This is a genomic window from Lacihabitans sp. CCS-44 (assembly GCF_024343735.1).
Lineage (GTDB): Bacteria > Bacteroidota > Bacteroidia > Cytophagales > Spirosomataceae > Leadbetterella.
In genome coordinates this window covers 64,873-88,869 of record NZ_RJUE01000062.1, presented here as the reverse complement: position 1 = coordinate 88,869, position 23,997 = coordinate 64,873, and the positions used below count along the sequence as shown (strand labels likewise).

Annotated in this window: 22 protein-coding genes; 14 read left to right on the top strand and 8 right to left on the bottom strand. The window is 37.7% G+C overall.

Going from position 1 to position 23,997, the window contains the following annotated elements; genetic code table 11:
• The first annotated feature begins 25 nt into the window (after positions 1 to 25).
• Together EGI26_RS18645 and EGI26_RS18640 are read left to right on the top strand one after the other, a co-directional pair.
• A complete protein-coding gene (locus EGI26_RS18645) occupies positions 26 to 1,429 on the top strand; it encodes a Gfo/Idh/MocA family protein (RefSeq protein WP_255080580.1) in 1,404 nt (467 codons plus the stop codon).
• Positions 1,430 to 1,718: 289 nt separating this feature from the next.
• The gene (locus EGI26_RS18640) at positions 1,719 to 2,855 is read left to right on the top strand and encodes a cytochrome-c peroxidase (protein ID WP_255080579.1); all 1,137 of its coding nucleotides are present in this window, start codon (positions 1,719 to 1,721) and stop codon (positions 2,853 to 2,855) included.
• A gap of 11 nt (positions 2,856 to 2,866) precedes the next feature.
• On the opposite strand, the gene EGI26_RS18635 is transcribed toward EGI26_RS18640, so the two are convergent.
• Positions 2,867 to 3,754 carry an AraC family transcriptional regulator gene (locus EGI26_RS18635; protein ID WP_255080578.1) on the bottom strand — a complete coding sequence of 296 codons (888 nt, stop codon included), beginning with the start codon at positions 3,752 to 3,754 and terminating at the stop codon, positions 2,867 to 2,869.
• Positions 3,755 to 3,900: 146 nt separating this feature from the next.
• On the opposite strand from EGI26_RS18635, the gene EGI26_RS18630 reads away from it, so the two are divergent.
• The 8 genes from EGI26_RS18630 to EGI26_RS18595 all read left to right on the top strand — a co-directional run bounded on the left by EGI26_RS18630 (position 3,901) and on the right by EGI26_RS18595 (position 15,858).
• Positions 3,901 to 4,662 carry a hypothetical protein gene (locus EGI26_RS18630; protein WP_255080577.1) on the top strand — a complete coding sequence of 254 codons (762 nt, stop codon included), beginning with the start codon at positions 3,901 to 3,903 and terminating at the stop codon, positions 4,660 to 4,662.
• Positions 4,663 to 5,154: a cyclophilin-like fold protein gene (locus EGI26_RS18625; protein WP_255080576.1), complete on the top strand. Its 492-nt coding sequence runs from the start codon at positions 4,663 to 4,665 to the stop codon at positions 5,152 to 5,154.
• 262 nt (positions 5,155 to 5,416) lie between these two features.
• Entirely contained in the window at positions 5,417 to 5,977 is a 561-nt protein-coding gene (locus EGI26_RS18620; protein WP_255080575.1) for an RNA polymerase sigma factor, read from the top strand.
• 91 nt (positions 5,978 to 6,068) lie between these two features.
• On the top strand, positions 6,069 to 7,124 hold the full coding sequence (locus tag EGI26_RS18615) for a FecR family protein (RefSeq protein WP_255080574.1): 1,056 nt from the start codon (positions 6,069 to 6,071) through the stop codon (positions 7,122 to 7,124).
• A gap of 206 nt (positions 7,125 to 7,330) precedes the next feature.
• Positions 7,331 to 10,510 carry a TonB-dependent receptor domain-containing protein gene (locus EGI26_RS18610; protein WP_255080573.1) on the top strand — a complete coding sequence of 1,060 codons (3,180 nt, stop codon included), beginning with the start codon at positions 7,331 to 7,333 and terminating at the stop codon, positions 10,508 to 10,510.
• Positions 10,511 to 10,598: 88 nt separating this feature from the next.
• Positions 10,599 to 11,513, top strand: a complete 915-nt coding sequence (locus tag EGI26_RS18605) for an alpha/beta hydrolase (RefSeq protein ID WP_255080572.1) — start codon at positions 10,599 to 10,601, stop codon at positions 11,511 to 11,513.
• A gap of 230 nt (positions 11,514 to 11,743) precedes the next feature.
• Positions 11,744 to 14,137 (top strand): alpha-L-rhamnosidase C-terminal domain-containing protein, encoded by a 2,394-nt coding sequence (locus EGI26_RS18600; protein WP_255080571.1) that lies wholly within the window; start codon positions 11,744 to 11,746, stop codon positions 14,135 to 14,137.
• An 89-nt stretch (positions 14,138 to 14,226) separates the two neighbouring features.
• A complete protein-coding gene (locus EGI26_RS18595; RefSeq protein WP_255080570.1) occupies positions 14,227 to 15,858 on the top strand; it encodes a carboxylesterase/lipase family protein in 1,632 nt (543 codons plus the stop codon).
• A 108-nt stretch (positions 15,859 to 15,966) separates the two neighbouring features.
• Here EGI26_RS18595 and EGI26_RS18590 read toward each other — a convergent pair whose 3' ends face one another.
• Together EGI26_RS18590 and EGI26_RS18585 are read right to left on the bottom strand one after the other, a co-directional pair.
• On the bottom strand, positions 15,967 to 16,380 hold the full coding sequence (locus tag EGI26_RS18590; protein WP_255080569.1) for a Dabb family protein: 414 nt from the start codon (positions 16,378 to 16,380) through the stop codon (positions 15,967 to 15,969).
• Positions 16,381 to 16,412: 32 nt separating this feature from the next.
• The gene (locus EGI26_RS18585) at positions 16,413 to 17,282 is read right to left on the bottom strand and encodes a DUF1080 domain-containing protein (RefSeq protein WP_255080568.1); all 870 of its coding nucleotides are present in this window, start codon (positions 17,280 to 17,282) and stop codon (positions 16,413 to 16,415) included.
• Positions 17,283 to 17,398: 116 nt separating this feature from the next.
• On the opposite strand from EGI26_RS18585, the gene EGI26_RS18580 reads away from it, so the two are divergent.
• The gene (locus tag EGI26_RS18580) at positions 17,399 to 18,235 is read left to right on the top strand and encodes an AraC family transcriptional regulator (protein WP_255080567.1); all 837 of its coding nucleotides are present in this window, start codon (positions 17,399 to 17,401) and stop codon (positions 18,233 to 18,235) included.
• Positions 18,236 to 18,240: 5 nt separating this feature from the next.
• Here EGI26_RS18580 and EGI26_RS18575 read toward each other — a convergent pair whose 3' ends face one another.
• The gene (locus EGI26_RS18575; RefSeq protein WP_255080628.1) at positions 18,241 to 18,327 is read right to left on the bottom strand and encodes an AraC family transcriptional regulator; all 87 of its coding nucleotides are present in this window, start codon (positions 18,325 to 18,327) and stop codon (positions 18,241 to 18,243) included.
• Between EGI26_RS18575 and EGI26_RS18570 the strand changes: the two genes are divergently transcribed.
• Positions 18,307 to 18,543 (top strand): hypothetical protein, encoded by a 237-nt coding sequence (locus tag EGI26_RS18570; RefSeq protein ID WP_255080566.1) that lies wholly within the window; start codon positions 18,307 to 18,309, stop codon positions 18,541 to 18,543. The genes EGI26_RS18575 and EGI26_RS18570 overlap by 21 nt on opposite strands.
• 44 nt (positions 18,544 to 18,587) lie before the next feature.
• Here the strand turns inward: EGI26_RS18570 and EGI26_RS18565 are convergent, their stop codons facing one another.
• Genes EGI26_RS18565 through EGI26_RS18555 form a run of 3 tightly spaced genes read right to left on the bottom strand, consistent with a single transcriptional unit; the run spans position 18,588 to position 20,756 of the window.
• On the bottom strand, positions 18,588 to 19,670 hold the full coding sequence (locus tag EGI26_RS18565; protein WP_255080565.1) for an alkene reductase: 1,083 nt from the start codon (positions 19,668 to 19,670) through the stop codon (positions 18,588 to 18,590).
• A gap of 20 nt (positions 19,671 to 19,690) precedes the next feature.
• On the bottom strand, positions 19,691 to 20,401 hold the full coding sequence (locus EGI26_RS18560) for a hypothetical protein (RefSeq protein ID WP_255080564.1): 711 nt from the start codon (positions 20,399 to 20,401) through the stop codon (positions 19,691 to 19,693).
• Positions 20,391 to 20,756 carry a DoxX family protein gene (locus tag EGI26_RS18555; protein ID WP_255080563.1) on the bottom strand — a complete coding sequence of 122 codons (366 nt, stop codon included), beginning with the start codon at positions 20,754 to 20,756 and terminating at the stop codon, positions 20,391 to 20,393. The genes EGI26_RS18560 and EGI26_RS18555 overlap by 11 nt, the downstream gene beginning before the upstream one ends.
• A 95-nt stretch (positions 20,757 to 20,851) precedes the next feature.
• On the opposite strand from EGI26_RS18555, the gene EGI26_RS18550 reads away from it, so the two are divergent.
• Positions 20,852 to 21,187: a helix-turn-helix domain-containing protein gene (locus EGI26_RS18550; protein ID WP_255080562.1), complete on the top strand. Its 336-nt coding sequence runs from the start codon at positions 20,852 to 20,854 to the stop codon at positions 21,185 to 21,187.
• 5 nt (positions 21,188 to 21,192) lie between these two features.
• Here the strand turns inward: EGI26_RS18550 and EGI26_RS18545 are convergent, their stop codons facing one another.
• Positions 21,193 to 22,104: an AraC family transcriptional regulator gene (locus EGI26_RS18545; RefSeq protein ID WP_255080561.1), complete on the bottom strand. Its 912-nt coding sequence runs from the start codon at positions 22,102 to 22,104 to the stop codon at positions 21,193 to 21,195.
• Positions 22,105 to 22,275: 171 nt separating this feature from the next.
• On the opposite strand from EGI26_RS18545, the gene EGI26_RS18540 reads away from it, so the two are divergent.
• Positions 22,276 to 23,916 (top strand): carboxylesterase/lipase family protein, encoded by a 1,641-nt coding sequence (locus EGI26_RS18540; protein ID WP_255080560.1) that lies wholly within the window; start codon positions 22,276 to 22,278, stop codon positions 23,914 to 23,916.
• Positions 23,917 to 23,997: the final 81 nt, after the last annotated feature.

The following is a 23,997-nucleotide window of genomic DNA, read 5'->3' as shown; positions in this document are numbered from 1 at the left end:
CTAAAAATTTTAATTAAAAAATATAATGGAAAATAGTAATTCTAATTCTCGAAGGAAATTTTTGCAAAAAATAGGGGCAACAAGTCTAATTGCCGCCACCACGCCTTTGGTGTCACTTGCACACCAAGCCAAGGCCGAAGAACGTATTTTGCAATACGACAGAAAAATAACGGCGAACGACAAAGTACGAATTGGTATAATTGGATACGGCGTACAAGGTCATTTTGATTTGGCTACCGCACTAAAAGTGCCAGGTGTAGAGTTAGCTGGCATTTGTGATTTATATACTGGTCGCTTAGAAAACGCCAAAGAACTACATGGAAAAGACCTTTTTACAACTACCAATTACAAAGAGATTCTTAACAAAAAAGACATTGATGCGGTGTTTATATGCACACATGATGTTTGGCACGCACGTATTGCGATGGACGCCCTAGCTGCAGGAAAGCATGTGTATTGTGAAAAACCTATGGTTTACAAAATTGCCGAAGGTCAACCTGTAATGGCGGCGGCAAAAAAATCGGGCAAAGTATTTCAAGTGGGTAGCCAAAGAGTGAGTAGTATTGGGTATGCCAAAGCGAAAGAATTATTGGCTGCGGGTGAAATTGGCAAGCTGAACATGGTGAATGCCGTTTATGACCGTCAGTCGTCTATTGGTGCGTGGGAATACACCATTCCGAAAGATGCCGATGCTACCACTACAAATTGGGACAAATTCATAGAAGTTACAAACAAAATGAACTTTGATGCAAAGAAATTCTTTTGGTGGCGAGCTTTTAAAGAGGTAGGCACTGGTGTGGCTGGCGACTTGTTTATTCACCTTTTAAGCGGCTCACATTTTATGACCAATTCAAAAGGCCCTGAAAGTATTTTCAGTACGGGCCAGTTTAGCTATTGGAAAGACGGCCGAAACCTGCCCGATGTAATGTCTGGCGTATTGCAATATCCTGATTCTAAAGAACATGCGGCTTTTCTAATGACGCTACAGGTGAATTTTATAAGCGGAACTGGCGGACAGGAAATTATCCAATTGGTTGGCTCTGAAGGTGTTATTCAGGTAAAAGGCAATAATATTACCCTAAAACATAGCCTTATGCCTGAGGCACCAGGTTTTGGAGGATACGATTCGCATTTTACATTTTCTAAAAGTATGCAAGCCGAAATGCAAAAAGAATATGATGCCAAATGGACAGCCGAGCAAAGAAAAAGACCAACCAAGGCCGACATAAATTTTAATGCCCCTGCTGGCTATGACGACCATTTAGACCACATTACCAATTTCTTTGACGCTGTTCGAACAGGAAAACAAGTAACCGAAGATGCCGAATTTGGGTTTAGAGCTGCCGCTCCTGCGTTAGCATGTAATGAGAGTTATCTACAGAAAAAAATCATAAAGTGGGATCCTGTAAATTTGAGATTGAAGCCCTAAGAATTTCTTTCTTTCTTTAAAACAAGGCATTTCGTATAGATTTGCCTTGTTTTTGTTTTGTATCGCCTTCTTACTGAATTTAGTGTAATCTTCCAATAAACTTCGGCTTAGTACATGGGCTTTTTTAAATTTATATTTTCCGACTTTTGCATTAACGGTACAGACATAAGATAATTTTCTGTTACAAAATGAAATGCAAGTACTTTCACTTCGTTTGAAATTCAATTTTTACTTTGATTGTATTATATTTGAAAATAATAAATGAATCGCGATTTGCTTTTTTCTAAAAATGAGAAATTTATTCTTTATTTTTTCCTTTTTATGTTTTTCCATATCTGTGTTTTTTTCGTGTAAAGAAAAAGAAATTCTTGCGAACCCAGATGTCGTCATTAAACCCGATACCTCGCAAAATACAGTCATAAATATTCAGTATTTGGGTAGGTTATTGTTTTATGACCCCATTTTGTCAGGTGATAAAACAGTAGCTTGTGCTACCTGTCATCATCCCGATTTTGGTTATACTGACGGCCTAGATTTGTCAATTGGCGTAAACGGCAAAGGCCTTGGGCCGAAGAGGCAATTTGTATCTACCGCATTCTCATTTACAAAAAGAAAATGTATGACAGTAATTAATTCGGCATTTATAGGTGCAGATATCAACGGAAAATTTGATTCAACAAATGCTCCAATGTTTTGGGATTCAAGGGTTAAAAGCCTCGAAACACAAGCTTTATTGCCAATCAAATCGGATGTCGAAATGCGGGGAAATGCATATTCGGAAGCGGTAGCCATTGATAGTGTGATAAATAGGCTTAAAAACATACCAGAATATAATACGTTATTTACTACGGTTTTTGGAGGGCAAGAACCTGTTTCTGCTAATAATTTAGGCAAAGCAATTGCGGCTTTTGAGCGTTCTCTTACAGCTATGAATTCTCAATATGATAGGTTTCAAAAGGGAGATTTTGATGCTATGACCGACTTGGAGATTAGAGGTATGAATGCTTTTCGCTCAGATGGATGCGACAAATGTCATAGCGGTAATATGTTCTCAGATTATAAACTGCATACAATTTCGGTGCCTGACAATCCCAAATCAAAAACTTCCGACGCAGGGGAGAATGGGAAATATGCGTTTAGGACTCCAAGTTTGAGAAATATCAAAAATACTGGCCCATATATGCACAGTGGTGTATTTAAGACATTAGAAGAGGTAGTCGATTTTTATAGACTGATTGCGGATGAAAAATCTCAAAATCCAAATGTCCCAGCCTCAGAGTTAGATTTTTTTATAAACAGCATGGGCCCTCCTGGTCAAAAAGAAGCTATTGTTGCATTTATTAAAACTTTGAACGATTCAAATTTTGATAGGTCAATTCCCAAAAGTGTTCCAAGTAAATTGAGTGTTGGCGGGAATATTCAATAGTACGGTTTCTATCAATTCAAACCTCTAAATTCATTTGGGCTTACCCCAACTTTTTGCTTAAAAAGTCTTGTGAAATGTTGCGGATACTTGAAGCCCAGTTCATAAGCAATTTCGCTGATGGACTTGGTGCTGTCTGAAACTTTATCTTTGGCGATGTCTAAGATTTTCAAATGGATAAGTTCTAGGGGTGTTTTTCCTGTTTCTTTTTTTAGTAAATCTCCCAAATAGTTGGGCGAAAGATGTAGTTCCTCTGCAAAATAAGTTACTGTTGGCAAACCGACATTTTGGAGTTTATCACTTAGGATATAATCCGTCAGCAGGTTTTTAAATTTCTCAATGACCTGGTGATTAGCCATTTCTCTGGTGATAAACTGCCTGTCATAAAAACGGGAACAATATTTCAGAAGTAATTCAATGTTGGCTACCAAGATTTTTTTACTGTGCTTGTCGATGTTTTGCTTTATTTCCGTTTCGATATTACCAAAACAAATATCTATCAGGGTTCTTTCTTTTTCTGATACATGCAAAGCTTCGGAAGAATCGTAGCTAAAAAACGAGTATTCGTGAATATGTTTGGCCAGCGAAGTGCCTTTTATGAGGTCTGGATGAAAAACCAAAGCCAGTCCATAAGGTTGATGCCATTCGCCATCCGGCTCCGAAGCTCCCACTTGTCCAGGTCCAAAAAATACAATAGAACCTTCGTCATAATCATAATGTTTCAGACCATACCTCAAATCTCCGCATTTGCTGTCTTTGATAATAATTGCATAAAAATCCATACGGAATTTGCCTCGCTTTAGAGGATTACCTTTGCTCAGATCCAACAAACTAACGAGTGGATGCAAAGTAGGATGATTGAATGTTTCGTTATAGGTTTTTATGCTATCGTAAATGACCATATTTTCTGAATTTTAGGTAAATCTAAAAGAATGGAATAATATATCCGACCATAAAAGTGAAATTGGTAAGTCAAACCGTAAAATGTATAAGAGAATAGTATTAAAACCTAGATAATTTTGTAAATCAAAATTATTCATATCTGAAAATGAGGTTATTAGTACTGTTTTCTTTAATATTTTCTTGCCAAAATTTAAGCTTTGCTCAGTCTATGGACAGCACGCAAACTCCAATGGTTTTTTCTGGGAATGTTGGATTTACCAACAATGGTTTTTCGATAATTCCATCGTTCTCATTGAATCATCCTGCCTTTGTGGCCAATTTATCCTTTAGAAAAAAGAAATTGAGTTTTGAGCCTGATTTACGCTTGGTGCCTAATGCTGAAAAGGGCGGCCTGATTTGGTGGCTTAGGTATCGATTGGTAGATAACAAAAAGTTTGGTTTGCGAATTGGTGCTCACCCTGCATTTACACTCATTCGCCGATCAGATATAGAAGATGGAAAAATCAAGGAAATTACCGAAATGCTTCGTTTTTTGGCTTTTGAGGCGGTGCCGAGTTATCAATTCACCAAAAAAATTGGTGTAAGTGCCATGTATTTACAAGGAAACGGACTTCAAAAGCATGGTCCTCAACTGACCCAAGTGCTGTTTTTGAACACAAACATTACTCATATTTGTTTAGGTAAAAATCTGTATGCCAATCTTTTTCCTTCAGTCTATTTTTTATACACGGATGGTTACAGAGGTGATTATTTAACAGTTACTGGAGCCTTTTTTCATAAAAAACTACCTTTTAGTTTACAATCAACCATTAACCAAACCTTTAAATCGAATATTCCTGGCAATAAGGATTTTATGTGGAATGTTACGCTAAATTATAATTTTAAGAAAATTTACAAGAAAAATTAAATGAACCTAGGTTTGATGAAACTAACGATATCCATTTTGTTTTTACTTCAATTATTACTTGTTGTGAATGTATCCTACAAGTCTGAAAATAAACTTGCAACAGAGAATATGACTGAAAATACAAACCCAATAACGGGAAATAAATTGAAAATTATTGTAAGGGAAAAGACTTTCACAGCCACCATTTTGGATAACACAACAGCCAAAGCTTTTTTAACACTTTTGCCTTTGAAGCTTAATATGGAAGAGTTAAACAACAACGAAAAGTATGCCCAATTGCCCAAAAGTGTGCCGACCAATGCCTCTGAGCCTGCAAGTGTCCAATCGGGTGATTTAATGATGTATGGTTCAAGTACCTTGGTATTGTTTTATAAAAGTTTTTCTACTTCATACAGCTATTCTAAAATCGGAAAAATTGATGATGTAACTGGACTTGTGTCTGCCTTGGGTAGAGATAATGTAAAAGTCAGTTTAGAATTAGAAAAACATTAATTCGACAACCGAAAAAAATGAACCCTGATTAGAAAATTGAAATTATTGTAGTGAACTTAGATTCAATTAATAAATAAATTGAGATCAAAATTGACTTTAGAATTTCTTGAATAGCTATCAATTACTTGTGATGTTTAAATGTATTTATTGAATATTCAAAAAAGTTTAAATACCGATAGATGTATTCAGCCATGAAAGTACATGAAGGTTAATCGGTGAAATTTGTATTATTTTGTCCTAAAATAATATTTATTTAATTTAATTGACTCTGCAACCATCAAATGATCTTCTACAATGGGAGGCTTTTAAGAAAGGCGATGTAGATGCTTATGCCCTAATTTATAGCGAAAATGTAAGTGCCATGTACCGTTTTGGAATGAGTCTGGCATCTCTTTCGGAGTATTTTGTTTTTGATTGTATTCACGATGTATTTACAGAAATTTGGGCAAAAAGAACTACTATTTCTACCCCAGTCAATGTAAAATCTTATTTGTTCCGAGCCTTGAAAAATAGGATGCAAAATCAGATTTTAAGACGAGAAAGTAAATTTACACACTTAAATGATGATAACTTTGACGAGCTCTGGGATGAGGCAGTTACTCAGGAACTCGACATGGACCAATTTGATTCCATATCAAAAGAGGAACTTATACATAGATTAATCAACCAACTTCCTCCTCGCCAGCAAGAAGCTCTGAGGCTTAGGTTTATAGAAAATTTAGAGTTTTCAGAAGTAGCCAATGTGATGAGCATTAATAGGCAATCAGCCCAAAATCTTGTCCTGAGAGCCGTTGAAAAACTTCGCAAGACTTTATTTTTGTAGAATCTATAAATATTTTTATATTTTTTTTGATTTTAGTGAGTATATCTGCTGTTCGGCTGTGTCTTTACATAAAAAAGCAAGCTAAGCCATTATGCAAGACTACACCATGTTTACTGTTTCTGACTTTTTGATGGATGATAAGTTCGTTGGGCAACATTTAAAACCAACACATGAATCAGAAGTTTTTTGGAAAGAATCAAATTTGGACTTACTAAATAAAGATTATCTAAAAGCTGTTGAAATATTGAACACACTGGTTTTGGGTATGAAAAACTACGAGACCCAGAATTTATCCGAGGAGGCCAAAACCTTTATATTTCAAAAGATTAGTGAAACTAACAAACCGAAGTTTGATGTTTTTGTAAGCCCAAACCTAAAAATTTGGCTAGGTGCTGCTGCCGTAATTCTCATGAGTGTAGCTATTTATTTGGCTCAAAGAAAATCTATATATCAAACTAACCTTACACATATCACCGACCAAATAATTGAAACAAAAAATACCTTAAATATTGACATGCTTATTCATTTGCCCGACGGTTCTGCAGTGAAGCTGGCTCCGAAAAGCAAATTGTCATATCCTGCTAATTTTGATAGTAATAAAAGAGTAGTGATTTTATCGGGCAAGGCTACATTTGATGTAGCTAAAGACGCTTCTCGACAGTTTTTGGTTTTTGCTAATGAAGTAACAACCAAAGTATTAGGTACAAGATTCGTAGTGAATGCTTACGAAAACAGTGAGCAAGTAGAAGTTACTGTCGAAGAAGGGAAAGTGAGCGTTTATAAGAATAAAATAAATGCCAAAAATGAACTTACTGGGGTTATTTTGCTACCTAATCAACAAGCGATTTTTGATAGACAATCAGACAAATACAATAAGAATATCATAAAGTTGCCGTCAATAATAGACAACAAAAAACTTACAAAATTTGTGTTTGATGAAGATTCTTTTGTCGAGGTTCTTCAGATGATAGAAGAAGCCTACGGAATTGAGATTGAGTTTGATGAAGTTCTATTGAAAAATTGCCAGGTAACTGGTTCGTTTGAAAACGAAAGCTTGTTTCAAAAACTTGACATTTTAACCAAAACCATAGGAGGGTCTTATGAAATTGTAGAAGGCAAAATAATAATAAACGCTAGAGGATGCTAATGACCAACCTATAATAACCCTAAACAGTATAAACCTGCCTATGATGTAAAAAAAGAAATTAAAAAAGCCAAAAGTTGGTCAGAACCTTTGGCTTTGAAACACTAAACTGCTTGAAAGTAGTTGGTGCCGTTGTGTCCGAAATCCTTAAAAAATCAAACAAAACATTCAAAAGTATGAAAAAAAATTATCAATTAATCTTGCGATGCATGAAAATATCGTTAGTACAGTTTATTATGGCAATCGGCCTTGCAAGCATAAGTTTTGCTAACAATGCCGATGCACAGGAAGTATTTAATAGGAAAATAAGTATAAAAGTCACGGATGAAAAACTCAAAACGCTTTTAAATCAATTTGAGAAAATTGGCAATGTAAAGTTTTTCTATAGTCCACAAGTTATTAATTCTCGTCAAAAAGTAAGTTTCGATTCTAATAATCAATCCATTGGTGAATCTTTAGAAAGGCTTTTGACACCCTTGAATATTGATTTTCAATTAAATGGGAATCAAATCATCTTGAAGCAAAAAGAAATTGATTTAAAAACAATTCAATCAAAAAAAGTAGACAGCCAAACGCTAAATGCCTCTACAGTAATTTTAAAAACAATAACAGGTGCAGTTACCAACGAAAAAAAAGAGGCTTTACCTGGTGTAAGTGTTTTGTTGAAAGGCACCACCCGAGGTACTGTTACAGACCTAAATGGTAGGTTTAGCATGGATGTGCCAAATGAAGCCGATGTATTGGTGTTTTCATTTGTAGGCTACACCACCAAGTCTATTATTGTGGGAAACGAAACCATACTTAACATAACTTTATTAGAAGATGCCGCTTACTTAGATGAAGTAGTTGTAACAGGTGTGTTTGATAAACGCACTCGTATGGAATCTTCTGTAGCAATATCTACTTTGAACGCCAAACAAATAGAAAGGATTGCCGTAGGGAGTGCAGCAGATTTGCTGAAAAACATTCCTGGAGTTTTTGTAAATTCTTCTTTGGGTGAAATCCGTAATACGGTTTATTCTCGTGGGGTTTCGGTGGGGTCGAATGATGGTGCTTCGGGCTATTATTATGTATCAATGCAAGAAGATGGTTTGCCAGTTACGAATGCCACTTATGGCAATTATGGCCCCGATTATTTTTTGCGTCCTGATGCCACTTTGGGTAAATTGGAAGCAGTAAGAGGCGGAACTGCCTCGATTTTAGGCAATAATGCTCCGGGAGGGATTTTTAATTACGTATCAAAAACAGGCGGACAAACTTTTGCTGCCGAAGTTCGAGCAAAAGTAGGTTTGGAAGGAAATGGTAAAAATCCATTTTACAGAACCGATGTAAATTTTGGTGGGCCACTAAGCAAAGATAAAACCATCACTTATAATATTGGAGGTTTTTATCGTCAATCAGATGGGGCAAGATACCCAGGCTACCCAATGAATAATGGTGGACAAGTCAAGGCTAATGTTGCCAAAATATACAAAAGTGGTAGTGTTAAATTATTTCTTAAAACACTAAATGATAAAAATGCATGGTTCGAGTTTTTGCCTACCATTGGTTTTACAGATCCGAAATTGCCGGCTGGGGTTGAGCAAACCCATTCTGTGTTGATACCCGCTGTAGAAGCTGATTTTACAATCAACGACTCTGGTGTTAAAAAACACTATGATTCTCGCGACAAAATACATTCGGTTGATAATTCTATTGGTTTGAATTGGGAACAAACTATTGGGCAAGGGTTGACCATTGACAACAAAGCTAAGTACTCAAGTAAACACGCCACATGGAACACCACGGCTGTAGCCTATCCTTTTGCCACAGACGGTTTAGTTTTTTATGCGATTCCCGGTTTATTAGGGAAATTTGGAACTTACACATTTAAAGATTTATCTACTGGTACTCAGATTGGTTCCATAACACAGGCTCCAAATATTGTCAATGGAAACTTTGCAGGGTTTAATTTTATAGACAATGGCAGCAATTTCCCAGGAGCAAGTATTCAGAAAAACTCATTGTATTTCAATCCATTGTTTTATATGGAAAACGACATGAAAGAGTTTATTGACCAATTTACGATTTCAAAGAAACTTGACAACATGAGTTTTACGGCAGGTTTGTTTTATGCCAATTCTAATTTAGATCGCATCACTACACAAGGTGGCCCAGGGGAAGCTTACACACAAATGACAGCTCCATACCCCACGCTTGCTTCTATTTCTCTCGCTGGTTTTGATGGTAAAACTGTCCAAGTTACAAATCCTGACGGCGTAGTTGGTGGTTCCGGAAGAAGTGGTGCTTTTACACTACAAGAGGCCATGCAAAACCAAACGGCTCTGTTCTTTGGTCATAACTGGGCCATTAATCCAAAACTGAATTTTGATTGGGGAGTACGTTATGAGAATGTGGTATATAGAGGTTCAAACCAAATAGGCACTAACGTTGGCTCTGCTAATGGTGTAGATGGAAATCCTTTGACACACTATGACAATTCAGCTGGAAAAATCACTGCTACTTACAAATACAATAATCAGAAAGTGAGTACATTCTCGTTTTCAGGTGGTTTGAACTATAAATATTCTGACAACCAGGCCGTATATGCAAGATTCTCGCAAGGTAGCAAAGCTCCAGATTTGGATATGTTTTTAAATATTAACACAGCCTTCGGTGAAGCGAATTTGAACCCTATTGCTCAAAAAATACAGCAAGTTGAAGTAGGTTACAAATTAAAGTCAGGTAGCACTAATTTATTTGTTACACCATTTTTTAGTATTTTGAGCAATGTTCCGCAGCAAAGTGTTGGTCAGGAAACCTCTGATTTGAGTTCTATCTATGCTTTACCTGTTTTATACAATAAAATTACGACCATGGGTGTTGAACTTGAGGCAAATCATAATTTCACTGAAGAATTTAGTTTGCGTGCAGTAGCAACCTTTCAGCAATCTACTGCTACCAAATTTCAAACATGGATTACTGGAGCTAATGGTAGAGCCGACGATGTAATTCAAGATTTCTCAGGAAACGAAACAGATAACAATGCTAGAACAATCCTTAGATTATCGCCAAGCTATAACAAAGGCAAGTTTTATTCTTCCTTAGATTTCTCCTATATGGGTAAGCGTGCTGCCAATGTTCCCAATGCATTTTCATTGCCCGCATTTAACCAAAGCAACTTGAATCTGGGATATAATATTAACACAAAATTGCAATTGCAAGCCAATATCAATAACCTGTTTAATCAAGATGGAATTATGGGTTGGTCAGCACCTGGTGGCTTTCCGGCGGCCTTAGATCGTCAAGGTTTTACAAAAGCAAGGCTTGAGGCAAATCCGAATGCAGTGTATTCTACATTAAGTTTACCACCAAGAGCCTATTTCTTGACCGTGAGTTTTAAGTTTTAAAAAGAACATATAGAGATATAAATAAACGAGAAGGTGAAATCAACACTTTCTCGTTTAAAACAAAAAAACAACCTTAATTTATTCAAAAATGGAAAGACAAGCTTTACTTTTTTTATTACTTTTTGCTTCTTCGATTCTATTGGCTCAACCGCCATCTCCAAGCGTCATTCAAGGCAGAATGCCAGAAGGAACTATCATCCATGGCAATATTCCCTACAACAATGATACACTAAAAAAGCATTTATTAGATATTTATTTACCAGCTAATACAAATGAAAAGATTCCGTCTGGCGGCGTTCCACTGGTTGTTTTTATTCACGGAGGTGGCTGGATTGGCAATGATAAATATGCTGACATGGGTTATATGACCGAAACCATCAATGCCATGCTCAACAGCGGCATTGCTGTCGCATCTATCGATTACCGATTTGCCCAAAATGCAGTTTTTCCAGGCATTTTGCAAGACTGCAACAAAGCGGCATCATTTCTCTACGATAATGCCCATAAATACAATATCGAGAAGAACCGTTTCGCACTCATGGGGTTTTCGGCAGGTGGTCATTTGGCTTCGTTGATGGGTACTTCGCAAAACAATAAAGTCGATAATTTATACTTACCGAACTCTTATAGGCCATTCAAATACAAAGCAGTGGTAGATTTTTACGGCCCCACGGATTTGACGCTGTTTGCAGGAAGTGAAGACCCAAAATCTCCCGAGAGTATTCTGATAGGTGGAACTCCAGTAGATCGCCCAGATTTGGCAAAAGCCGCCAGTCCAATTACTTATATTGATAAAAACGACCCGCCTTTTTTAATTTTTCATGGAGAAAAGGATAATTTGGTTTCAAATAGACATTCTAAGCTATTGAGCTCATGGTTAAATCATTATGGAGTAAAAAACGAGCTGACTATAGTGAATGATGCCCCGCATTTTGGTAAAATGTATGATGTGGAAGAAATCAGAACAAAAGTGATGGCTTTTTTGAAGGCTGAGCTTAAATAGACAGAATCCTAAAGCATTGTAATCAATTTATCTCGGTTTGTTAATGCTATTCTTTTTTAAAAATAATATTTGGTAAGGCCAGAGATTTTACTGCATAGCGAAGTCAATGGTCTTTAAACCAGTAGAGTAAAGTATAGTTAATGAAATAAAATTGCATTATTTTGATTAAAAGTATAGGAAAATCTCTATCGAGATGTCAAAAATATCAATTCAACCTTAAATAGAATTTTATGAGAACAAAGTTTACAATTGCAGTATCCATTTTGGTGTTATTTTCTTTTCTTGTAAAAGCCCAATTTGGTCCTCCGACAGGAGAACCGGACGTTATTAACAAACGCTGGCATGCCCAATGGATATCAGTCCCGAATGCCTCTCCTGACGGCTATGGAGTATATTTGTTCCGCAAAAGTTTTGATTTACCCACAAAGCCCACAAACTACATAATTCATGTTTCTGGAGATAATCGTTATAAACTTTATGTGAATGAAAAACTCGTTTCGATGGGTCCTGCTCGCGGAGATATTGCCCACTGGAACTACGAAACGGTTGACATAGCATCGTATTTAATAGCTGGAAAAAACATAGTGGCTGCTCAAGTATGGAACGAAGGAGAATTTAAACCCGAGGCTCAGATTACTTTTAAAACAGGTTTTGTTCTCCAAGGTAACACCTCGGCTCAAAAGGATATTAATACCAACAATACCTGGTTATGCGAAAAGGACAACAGTTTTGCCCCATTGGTTTTCAGAACCAGAGGATATTATGTGGCAGGGGCTGGCGAAATAAGGAACATGGGTTTGAGTCCAAAAAACTGGCAATCAGCAGACTTTGACGATAAAAATTGGCAAAAAGCCAGACCAGCGGGCGGTGCAGTTCCCAAAAATGTACTCGGAGCTTTTGGCACGATGAGTGGCTGGATGTTGGTACCATCTATAATTCCACAAATGGAACTTAAAGACGAACGATTGATGAAAGTAGTTAGTGTTGAAGGCATTTCGAGTATATCTAATGATTTTCCTGCAAAAAAAACGGACTTAGTAATACCGGCAAATGCTAAAGTGAACATTATTTTAGACCAAAGTTATCTAACCAATGCTTATCCAAACATAGCGTTTAGTAGTGGTAAATCAGCAAATATTAGTTTAAGATATGCTGAAGCACTTTTTGCAAAAGCTGGAGGAAAAGGCAATAGAAACGAAACCGCAGAGAAAACCTTTATAGGTCGAGCCGATAGTTTGATTTCTGATGGGAGTCAAAATCAGAAATTCACAAGCCTCACTTACCGCACTTATCGTTATTTGCAGTTGACAATTTCTACTCAAAACGAACCCCTAACAATAAATGACATTTATGGCACTTTTACGGGTTATCCGTTCCAAATGAACGCTCAGCTCAATACAGGAAGGCAAGAAATGGACAAAATGTTGGAGATAGGATGGAGAACCGCTCGACTCTGTGCTTATGAAACCTATATGGATTGTCCATATTACGAGCAGCTGCAATACATCGGCGATGGTCGAATCCAAGCCTTAGTTTCGCTTTATAACAGTGGTGACGACCGTTTGGTTAAAAATGCCATCAACCTCATGGACTTTTCTCGAACTCCAGAGGGAGTAACTTTCAGCCGTCACCCTTCTTACACGCCCCAGTATATTCCAACGTTCTCGCTTTGGTATATAGGCATGTTACAAGATTATGCCCGATATGGTGCTGATACTGAGTTTGTAAAGAGTAAAATTGGCGGTACACGTCAGATTCTGGATTATTTTAAAAGTTACCAGCAAGCCGATGGTCGCCTTAAAAATACACCTCAGTGGATGTTTACAGACTGGGTTGACAATCAAAAAGAGTGGAGAGCAGGAGCCGGCCCAATGAGTGCCAACGGAACCTCCGCAGTGCTTGATTTTCAATTACTTTGGGCGTATCAAGTGGCGGCAGATTTGGAAACAAAACTGGGAAACCATGCCTTTGCCAATCAATATCTACAAGCTGCCGAGGTATTGAAAAAGACCATTCGAGCAAAATATTGGGATACCACCAAGAAATTATTTGCCGATAGAGAGGAAAAAGATGAATTTTCGCAACATACCAATTCATTGGCCATTCTGACGGGAATTGTGACAAATGTGGAGGCTGACGAAATTTCTAATCAACTAATAACCAATAATAAGCTCGCTCCTGCCTCTATTTATTTCAAATATTATTTGCATCAAGCACTAATAAAAGCTGGAAAAGGCAATGATTATTTGAAATGGCTCGACAAATGGCGAGAAAACATTCAACAAGGCCTTACAACTTGGGCTGAAACCTCAGATGTCGACAAAACCCGCTCAGATTGCCACGCATGGGGTTCGAGTCCAAATATTGAGTTTTATCGTACCATTTTGGGTATTGATAGCGATGGTTTGGCTTTTTCAAAAGTGAAAATTGAGCCACATTTAGGTCAAATGACAGATATAAGTGGAACTATGCCACACCCAAAAGGAAGTATTTCGGCGAGCTATAAACTCGAAAATGGGAAATGGAAGATTCAAGTCGAATTGCCAAAAAGCATCACGGGAAATTTAGTTTGGAAAGGCAAAAAGATTGCTTTGAAAGAAGGAATAAATCAATTTAACATCTAAATTTAATGATGAGTTATGAATGATAAATGATAAATCATTCAATTTCAAAATTCATAACTCATCGTTCATAACTCATCATTATTTTACCTATGAAAAGAAGAGAATTTTTAAATAAAACTGCCCTGTCGGTAGCCGGATTATCGGTTGCAAATTATGCTTTCTCAAACTCACAGTTTGAAGAATTTGTTACTTCTGATACAAATTTTGGCAAAATAAAAGGATATAGAGATAATGGCGTAAATATCTTCAAAGGCATTCCTTATGCGGGCAAAACATCAGGCGAAAGAAGATTCCGTCGGCCTGCTCCGCTTGAAGCATGGGTAGAAGTAAAAGAGACACTGACTTTGGGAGCTCCGGCTATCCAGAATCCTCGAAGAAACGAGCCCGAACCATCCGAAGACTGTCTGTTTTTGAATGTGTGGACTCCAGCCAACGACAGTAAAAAACGCCCGGTGATGTTTTACAGCCACGGTGGTGGTTTTGTGATTGGCTCAGGTGGGTCTGCCAGCCAAGATGGTGCAAATCTCGCTCGTCATTTTGATGTCGTTGTGGTAGAAACCAACCATCGCTTAGGTTTACTGGGCTTTTTGTATTTAGACGAATTGGGCGGAGCCGACTACGAAGGTTCGGGCAACAACGGTATGTTGGACATCGTGGAGGGGCTAAAATGGGTGAATAAAAACATTGCGAACTTTGGTGGCGACCCAAATAATGTAATGATTTGGGGAGAGTCAGGTGGTGGAGCAAAAACGTCTTGTTTGTATGCAATGCCTTCGGCAACACCTTATTTTAACAAAGCATCCATTGAAAGCGGGCCAGGAGTACGAATGACACCTAAAGAAGTGGCAGCTGAAACAACTTTGATGCTTTTGAAAGAGCTAAATATCGAACCAAAAGATTGGAGAAAGATTTTGGATGTACCAACGAGCAAATTGTTAGAAATGCAAGGAAAACTTCCCTTTGTGCCGCCGTTTGTTGAGAAAAACAAAAATCAAGGTTTTATGAGGAGAAATTACGGTGGTTTTGGGCCAGTAGTGGATGGAAAGGCTTTGCCATATCATCCTTTCGACCCAACAGCACCAGAGATTTCTAAAAACAAACCGCTTTTGGTTGGCTGGAATGAAGATGAATGGGCTTTTTTTGCTTGGGAAAGAAAAGAAACTGAATTTGCCAAGTATGATTTCGAAAGCTTGCACAAAAGATTTGAGTCTACTTACGGTGAAAACACAAAAAAAATAATTGATACCTATCGTAAAGCTCGACCAAATGCTTCTCCAGCAGATATTTACATAGCTATTTCGTCAATCAATATGATGGGCCTAGGCTCTATTGACATTGCAGAGAAAAAAACAAAACAATCAGGAGCTCCCGTTTATCTGTACAATTTTGGGTACAAATCTGAAGTTAAAATTCCAGGTACTGATTTTGAAATGGGAACGCCGCATGCTATGGATATTAGTTTTAAATTCTTTAATGAATCAGCTGATAAACCAAGTTTTTTTGGCGGTAACAAACCTGAAAGAGTAACTGCATCACATAATTTTGCAGAATTGTGGACCAATTTTGCCAAAACAGGCAAGCCATTTGCAAAAGATGCTCCCGAATGGAAAGCCTATAATCTTAAAGACAGGCCAACGATGAGAATTGATACTAAATTAGATGTAATTAATGACAGATTTAAGGATGAATTGAATGTTTGGAGAGAAGTGGGGAGGTTGTGATGGTTAGATTCAAACATTAAAATTTGTAAAAGCACACAGTTTATCGCGTGCTTTTACAAACAAAATCGGATTCTCGATATTGAAAATATATTTCTTGAAAGTCAAGAATCAACCTTTTCTCTTGGCTCCAACTGAATCATAGACAATGACTTTTTCCCAAAGATATGAGTAATCTGCTATGAATTTTAGATGAACTGGGTGTTTTTGGTAAATTTCCTCATCTTCGATATTGTTAAAAAACAAAAGCCACGAAACCGCATAACCACGCTCTATTACGCTTCTATTTGTACTTGCAGGTGTACCGATATGTGCCATTTTGATTTCTGAAACTTTCGATAAAATATCCAGACCTTCTATCAGTTTTTCTCTGTCTGCTTCAGAAGCTGGGTTTTTCAACCAAAAATAAACATGATGAACGAAAAAGTCTTTTTTGGGAGGTTTTTCTGAAACTACCATATTGGTAAATGCCAGTGGTGCAAGTGCATTTGTTTTTAGAAATTTTCTTCTTGTTGTATTTTCCATTTGTTTGTTTTTATAGTTTTAATAATATTTTTTTAAAATAATTTCTCATAAGCTTTGGGCATGGCTGTGATAGGTTTTATATAAATATTGCGATAAAAAACCTCTGCTGCTTCACTTTGAAGTTGAATTTTGCCACTCGTTAGTGGTATTTCTTTTCCATCAGGCAACGTAAAGCGTGAGTTTTTAAGTATCATCACTACATGGCCGTTTACGATATGTAGGCTTTTACCTTCGAAACAGATAAGTTCCAGATTTGCCCATTCGTTGGCAGGGCTTTCAAAATTTCCCGAACGCATGCAGTAATAATCGCCACCTCCTTTGAATGTGCGATAAGGTTGTTTTTCATCAGCCACTCTATTCATAACACCTTCAGCAGGAAACGAACGAATATCAATGGCAGAGTTGGCCTGACACCAGAAATCGCCCATGTGGCCTTCCATTATTTGAAATTCCTGCGAAAGCATCCATGATCGCCAATATTCTGCTCCAGCCTCGCCAACAGAATGGTAAAGAATGCCGGAATCTTTCAATTTGTTTTTTCTTGGTTCATACTTTTGAGTTCCCCATTTTACTTGGAGTTTTAAGTGGTAATTTTCATAAGACTTTTTAGTAAATAAACAGCCATAAATCTCTCCACTAACATGTAAAACTGGACTTTTAGAATCATTTATAACAGAAAAAACCCTTGTGGAATCTTTGTTGTAACCTATTGGTTGTATATCTTTTCCTAAATTGTCTTTTGGTATTTTTCCATTATAATTGTCTTTGTGTCTATAGCTTAAATAATTCTCCCATTTACTCAAGTCTTTGTCCAAAAGAATCTCCCAATCGTCATCCCTTTGCATTGAAATGAAAGAAAATGTACACGTAACTATGAGTAAAGAAAAAAGTAATCTTTTCATAATAATCAGCATTTAGAAGGAATAATTTCTTGTTGCTGCAAAATTATAAAACATGTTTTTCTTGTTAGTTGTAAAAATCCATCATAATTTGGTCATAATCGATTGCCAATCATTTTATGAAAAGATACTTACTACATTCTCCGTTTAATATTTACCATTTTGAGGCCACTGCCTGGACGCATGCGGTACACAATCACACGTATTTTGAAATCATTTTTGTGTTGCAGGGAAATGGCAGGCACAATATTAATGGCAACACGTTTGAATATTCGCATGGAGATGTCTTTCTGCTTGGGCCAGAGGATTATCATAGTTTTGAAATAAATGCACCCACGGAGTTTTGTTTTATTCGTTTCAATGATTCCATTCTCAAGGAGCAAATGGCCGACAAAAACAATCTTTGGCAACAAGTATTGAATGCTGTATTGTTTACTTCTTCGCAAAGTAGGGGAGCTGTGGTGAGTGATAGGCAAGATAAGGTGCAGTTATTCAGCTTGTTATCTATTTTAGAAGTGGAGTATGAAAACAAAGAATCAAAATATTTCGATATCATCCGTACGGCCATTATGCAGAGTATGATGACCATTTTGGCTCGAAATCTTTCCGTTCAATCGGCTCAAAGTGTTGTTTTGAAAGATTCTGTAGAGGCAATTTTGGTCTATGTCAAGCAACATATTTACGAGCCTTCGAAGCTTAGCATCGAGCATTTAGCAGATGTTTTCAACTATTCACCCGACTACGTGAGTATTTTTTTTAAAAGACACACTGGGGAGTCGCTCAAGCAATACATCACCAAATATAAAATGAAACTCATTGAGATTCGGCTTTTGTATAGTCAAATGACTGTGGGAGAAATTGCTGACGAGTTTGGATTTATAGATGAAAGCCATTTTTGCAAACAGTTTAAGAAGTTTACAGGACGTACACCGACTGCCTTTAGAAAGCTAAGTTAATAATGCTAATTCAACCCCCGATACGCATTCGGACTCACCCCCGTTTTTTGCTTAAAAAGCCTTGTGAAATTTTGAGGGTATTTAAAGCCCAGCTCAAAGGCGATTTGGCTGATGGACTGGGTAGTCTCAAAAACTTTTCCATCTGTAAGGTGAATGACTTTGGCAATACCGCTATTTTAGTTGGAAAGGTCGTATTTGATATCGAAATGAATGGAAAATATATGTCGTATCAAATGGCATTTATGGAAGAATATTTGAAAAGAAATAATAGTCAGAAATTAATTTCAAGGCAATTAAAGACATGCTGATAAAAACATGCCACGAATGATTTGTGCATTCGTGGCATAAAAACCTAATTCAATAAAAATGGATAATCAATATATCCTTTTTCGTCACCACCAAACATCGTCATCCTGTCGGGTTGATTTAGTGGAGCATCCAGCTCAAATCTTTTAGGTAAGTCTGGATTGGCTAAAAATGAGCTTCCAAAGGCTATGGCTTTTGCTATTCCTTTCTTTAATTCTTCTTCGGCACTTTCTTTATTGTAGGCCGTTCCAGCTATTAATGGTTGCTTTATTAGTGAGCCAAACAACTCGATTTCATCCTCAGTAGGATAAGTCGGAATGGCCGGAAACATCGGACTTTTTTTCATTAATTCCACAAAAGCAAATTCCATTTTATTAAGTTCTTGAATCAAATATTTAAATGTAACCGTTGGGTCATTTAATACAATGTCCGCATAAGGTTGCAAGGGTGATATTTTTATGCCTACTTTATGCCCACCTACGGCAGAAATAAGTTCTTGCATAATTTCCAGAATAAAACGGCTATTATTTTCAATGCTTCCACCATATTCATCTGTGCGTTGATTAGCACTTTCTGCTAAAAACTGATTTGGTAAATAACCGTTGGCTGCGTGTAATTCGACGCCATCAAAACCTGCTTCTATTGCATTTTTTGCAGCTTGTCCATAATCTTTAATGATTTGTTTGACTTCAGCGTTTGTTAATGCTCTTGGTGTTTCGTAGTCCTTTGGACCTTGGGAGGTAAAATGCTGCATTCCACTAATAGCGATTGCCGAAGGTGCTACAGGTAAATCTCCATTTCTATCAACAGAATGCCCCACACGGCCTGTGTGCCATAATTGAGCAAAAATTATTCCACCAGCCTTGTGCACCGCTGTTGTGACTTTTTTCCAAGCCTCTATTTGTGCATTTGTATAAAGCCCAGGAGTAAAGGGACTTCCTATTGCTTGCTCTGAGATATTTATGGCCTCAGACAATATCAATCCTGCACTTGCTCTTTGGGTGTAATAGGTTACTGTCGCATTGCCCACTATTCCAGATATATCAGCACGGCTTCTGGTCATAGCTGCCATTACCATGCTGTTTTTTAATTCAAAACTGCCTATTTTTGTTTTGTCTAAAAGTTTCATTTTCAGTTAATTATAATACGTTAAAATAATAGTTCCACAAACCCCTTTGCAAAACTTTGCCAAATTATGGTTTTCTGTATGGCAAAACATACGATTTGACAAGCAAGCAACAGCGTTATTGTTCTAAATGGCTTTATGTTTCGTTTATTTTTATAGTCGCTATACCAAAATATAGCCGCAACAATTGTCGGCGTCAGAAGCATTGAGGCAAGCCCCAAAAGTGGGTGTAAGCCAGACATAAAAATAATCGCTCTACCCAAACCTGGTCCAATAAATGTCAAAGCCGTAGCAATAATATACCTTGTATGGGCATAAGGATTCTTTCTATTGACCATTGCCAAAACAAAAAAAGTAGTAAAGAATATCATCAAGGGAATTTCAATAGTGAAATGCCCCAAAATACCAGCCTCACCTTGTATAGGTAACTCACGGTAATATTGCATTCGGGTAACCAAAAGTGTAGAATATACAACCAACGGAGCCAATATAAAACCAAAAAGTCCAAGTGTTTTATGCCAAGAGTTTTTATTGAATTTTATCAATAATACCTGAGCAAACAATAGCACATACCAAAGCATCATTACCGTGCCATGAAAGTGTATGAGCGGCGTAACACCTTCAAAATCAGGAAATTTTGATGAATATTTGGTATGAAAACCAATAACGGACGTTAGCCAAATACCTATAAAAAGATACAGGATTGTATTTATGGAAATTTGTTTATTTTTCATTGCTAAATAGTCGCTGTGTCAATTCAGGGAAGCGAAAGGCACTTATCAACCATATAACTATCTGAATTACTACAAGAAATATAATAGACTGACCCGTAGTCAAATGCACTGCCATTGCACCACCGATATAAGCAATCATCAACAAAGCACCAACAACGCCCGTTTTTGGAATCAGAAATAGAATCACCATTACCAATTCTAAAATTCCGAGTGCCAACATATTTGTTTCTCCACCTAAGCCTTTTGCCATTTCGGCATTACCACCCATGATTTTCATGATACCGCTTCCTACAAATACAAAAGATAGTAAACCTGCTAATACCCAACCAATGATGTTTTTTGTTTTATTGTTCATAAGAATATTTTAAAATTTTATGCAAAAATATAATTCATGTGATATACTTTTGTTATCTGTTACACAAAGGATACCGATTACAAAAAGAATACTATATGCAAAACAATCATAATTCCTGTGAAAAAGCCCAATTGGCTATTCAAGACACCTTAGATGTGGTTGGGGGTAAATGGAAACTCGTTTTGATTTCGGTCTTGCGAAATGGCAAGCGAAGATTTCGGGAGCTTTCCAGAGAGGTAGGTATTTCGCCCCGTATTTTATCAAAAGAATTGCAGGAATTAGAAATGCACGGTTTGGTTAGCCGAACGGTTTGTGACACCAAGCCCATTACGGTTGAATATGCCCTTACAGATTATAGCAAAACCCTGAGCGAAGTGATAGTAGCGATGCACAAATGGGGCGTGGAGCATCGGAAAAAGCAGATAGTATAATTTTCTCAATTCACCCCCCTAAACTCCATCGGACTCATTCCTACTTTTTGCTTGAAAAGCCTTGTGAAATGCTGTGGATATTTGAAGCCAAGCTCGTAGGCGATTTCATTAACCGTCTTATCATTTTCAAATACCTTTTCTTTGGCTATGCTGATCGTTTTGAAAAGAATATAGTCTTTGGCCGATTGCCCGGTTTCTTTTTTGACCAAATCTCCAAAATAGTTGGACGAAAGATTAAGCTCATCAGCAAAATAAGCTACAGAAGGCAACCCAATGGTTTGGGGTTTATCTGAATGAAAATAAGCATTGAGGTTTTCTTCAAATCGCTCCAAAATACCACTGTGGGCTACATCCCGGGTAATAAACTGACGATCATAAAAACGCTGACAGTAATCCAAAAACAACTCAATATTGCTAGCAATGAGCTTTTTGCTATGTTTATCTACAGGTTGTTTTAACTCAAATTCAATTTTAGTCAAAATGTCTAAAATCAAATCTCTTTCATCTTCTGAAAGGTGCAGGGCTTCATTGGTTTGGTAGCTAAAAAACTTGTATTGATGTATGGATTTGGCCAGATGAGTGCCAATCAAAAAGTCGGGATGAAAAATCATTCCATGACCCTTCGGTTGATAAACCACTTTGGGATTGTCGAGACTCACAAACTGCCCCGGTGCATAAAATATCAAAGTACCAGCCTGATAATCATAATGATGCCGACCGTAGCGTATATCTCCACAAACCACATCTTTCAGTATCACAGAGTATAATCCGTAATTAAACCTAATGGTGTCCACCTCGCCCCAATCTCTCGGTTCGGCCCGTGAATAATCAATAACAGACACCAAGGGATGCAGGGTTTTGTGGTTGTTGGCTGCGTTAAAATCGTTTACGCTATCTATGTTTATTACTTTTTCCATGATTCTTCAGTTTGAAATCCATTCAAAATTAAGATATTAAAAATACTAATTTACATTTCTAAAACTCCATCAGTAAAAATGGTAGAAAAAGCAGGAATTTATATACCATTTGACTTACAAAAAGCCATGACCTTTGTATCGTAAAATTCTTTACAAAAAACTTATTCAATCATGAAAAAAATAGTCGTACTGTTAGCGTTTCTTTCCATTGGGTCACTTAATGCACAGCAATCAAGCACAGGGTCTACTGTAAAAACAGCCAGCGGCCTAGTACAAGGTGTAGTAGAGGGTCCATCTGAGGTATTTAAAGGGATACCATTTGCCGCACCTCCGGTGGGTGAGTTTCGTTGGAAAGCACCACAGCCAGTGAAAAAATGGAGTGGTGTTCGTGATGCTGGCAAATATGCAGCCAATCCAGCCCAAGCTGGCTGGGGAGCAAAACCAGGCACAATAGCAGAAGGCTCATCTGAAGACTGCCTTTACCTAAACGTTTGGAAACCTGCCAATGCCGCTGCCAAAGCCAAGCTACCCGTGATGGTTTGGATTTATGGTGGGGGTTTTACGGGTGGTAGTGCCTCAAGTCCTCAAAACTACGGTATCGAAATGAATAAAAATGGTGTAATTTTGGTCAATATTAATTATCGAGTAGGTCGCTTAGGGTATTTTGCCCATCCAGCTTTGAGCAGTGAGCTGCCCAATGAATATAAAGGCAATTATGGCTTTATGGACCAAATAGCTGCTTTGAAATGGGTACAAAAAAACATTGCTGCCTTTGGTGGCGACCCAAAAAATGTAACCATTTTTGGCTTCTCGGCTGGAGGTGTCTCGGTACATTCTCTTATCACTATTCCTTCAGCAAAAGGGCTTTTTCATAAAGCCATAGGTCATTCAAGTGGTGGTCGTGATGGCGTACTTACAGGTAGACCCATCAACAAAGAAAACGCAGATGTTTTATATGCTGTTTCGGCCGAAACAATCGGTATGAATTTTGCCAAAAAACAGGGAATCACCGGAACAGATGCCGCAACATTGGCCGCATTACGTGTTTTGCCTGTTGAAAAAATAGTAGATGGTGGTCAAGAAACCGATGGTCCCAATGGCCCACGTACGCACTCAGGGCCAATTTTTGACGGTAAATTGGTGGTAGAAACAGCAGAAACTGCCTATATGTCTGCTCGTCAGCCCAAAATCCCCTTGATGATAGGCAATTGTAGTGCTGAAATCGGCGGAGCATTTGTAAGCAATGCCAAAACCAAGGAGGAACTGTTTGCCAGTTTTGGAACATTAGAAGCTGAAGCCAAAGCGGCTTTTGATCCCGAAGGTACCAAGAAATTCGAAGAGGTTATTGCCAAGTTTAATACGGATTGGGTTTGGGGTGAGCCTGCACGTATGACAGCCCGAACATTCCTTGCCAAAGGTGCTCCTGCATATGTGTTTCAGTTTGGTTATGTGCCTACATCAAGTCAGCAGAGGTCACCTTACGGGGCAGGTCATGGTTCTGATATTTCTTTTGTATTCAATACTTTAGGTGCTCATTGGGGTGGGCCAGGCGGTGCTGCACCTACCATTACACCTACGGAAAGCGAGCTGGCACGCATCATGTGCGGCTATTGGACCAACTTTGCCAAAACAGGTAATCCTAACGGAGCCAACCTGCCCAACTGGCCAATGTACAACAATCAAAATCAAGACATTTTGGATGTAGAATTGGACGGCAAAGTAGTAGCAAAGCCCGACCAACGTAAAGCCCGTTTTGATGTAATAGAGAAAGCGATGAAAAACCGAGATAAAATTCAGTCAAGAGGAATATAAGAGAATTAGGAATTAGGAATTAAGAATTTGGAAAGTTTTTTTTGTAAAAAATTAAAATCCGTGTAAATCCGTGTTTTCGCA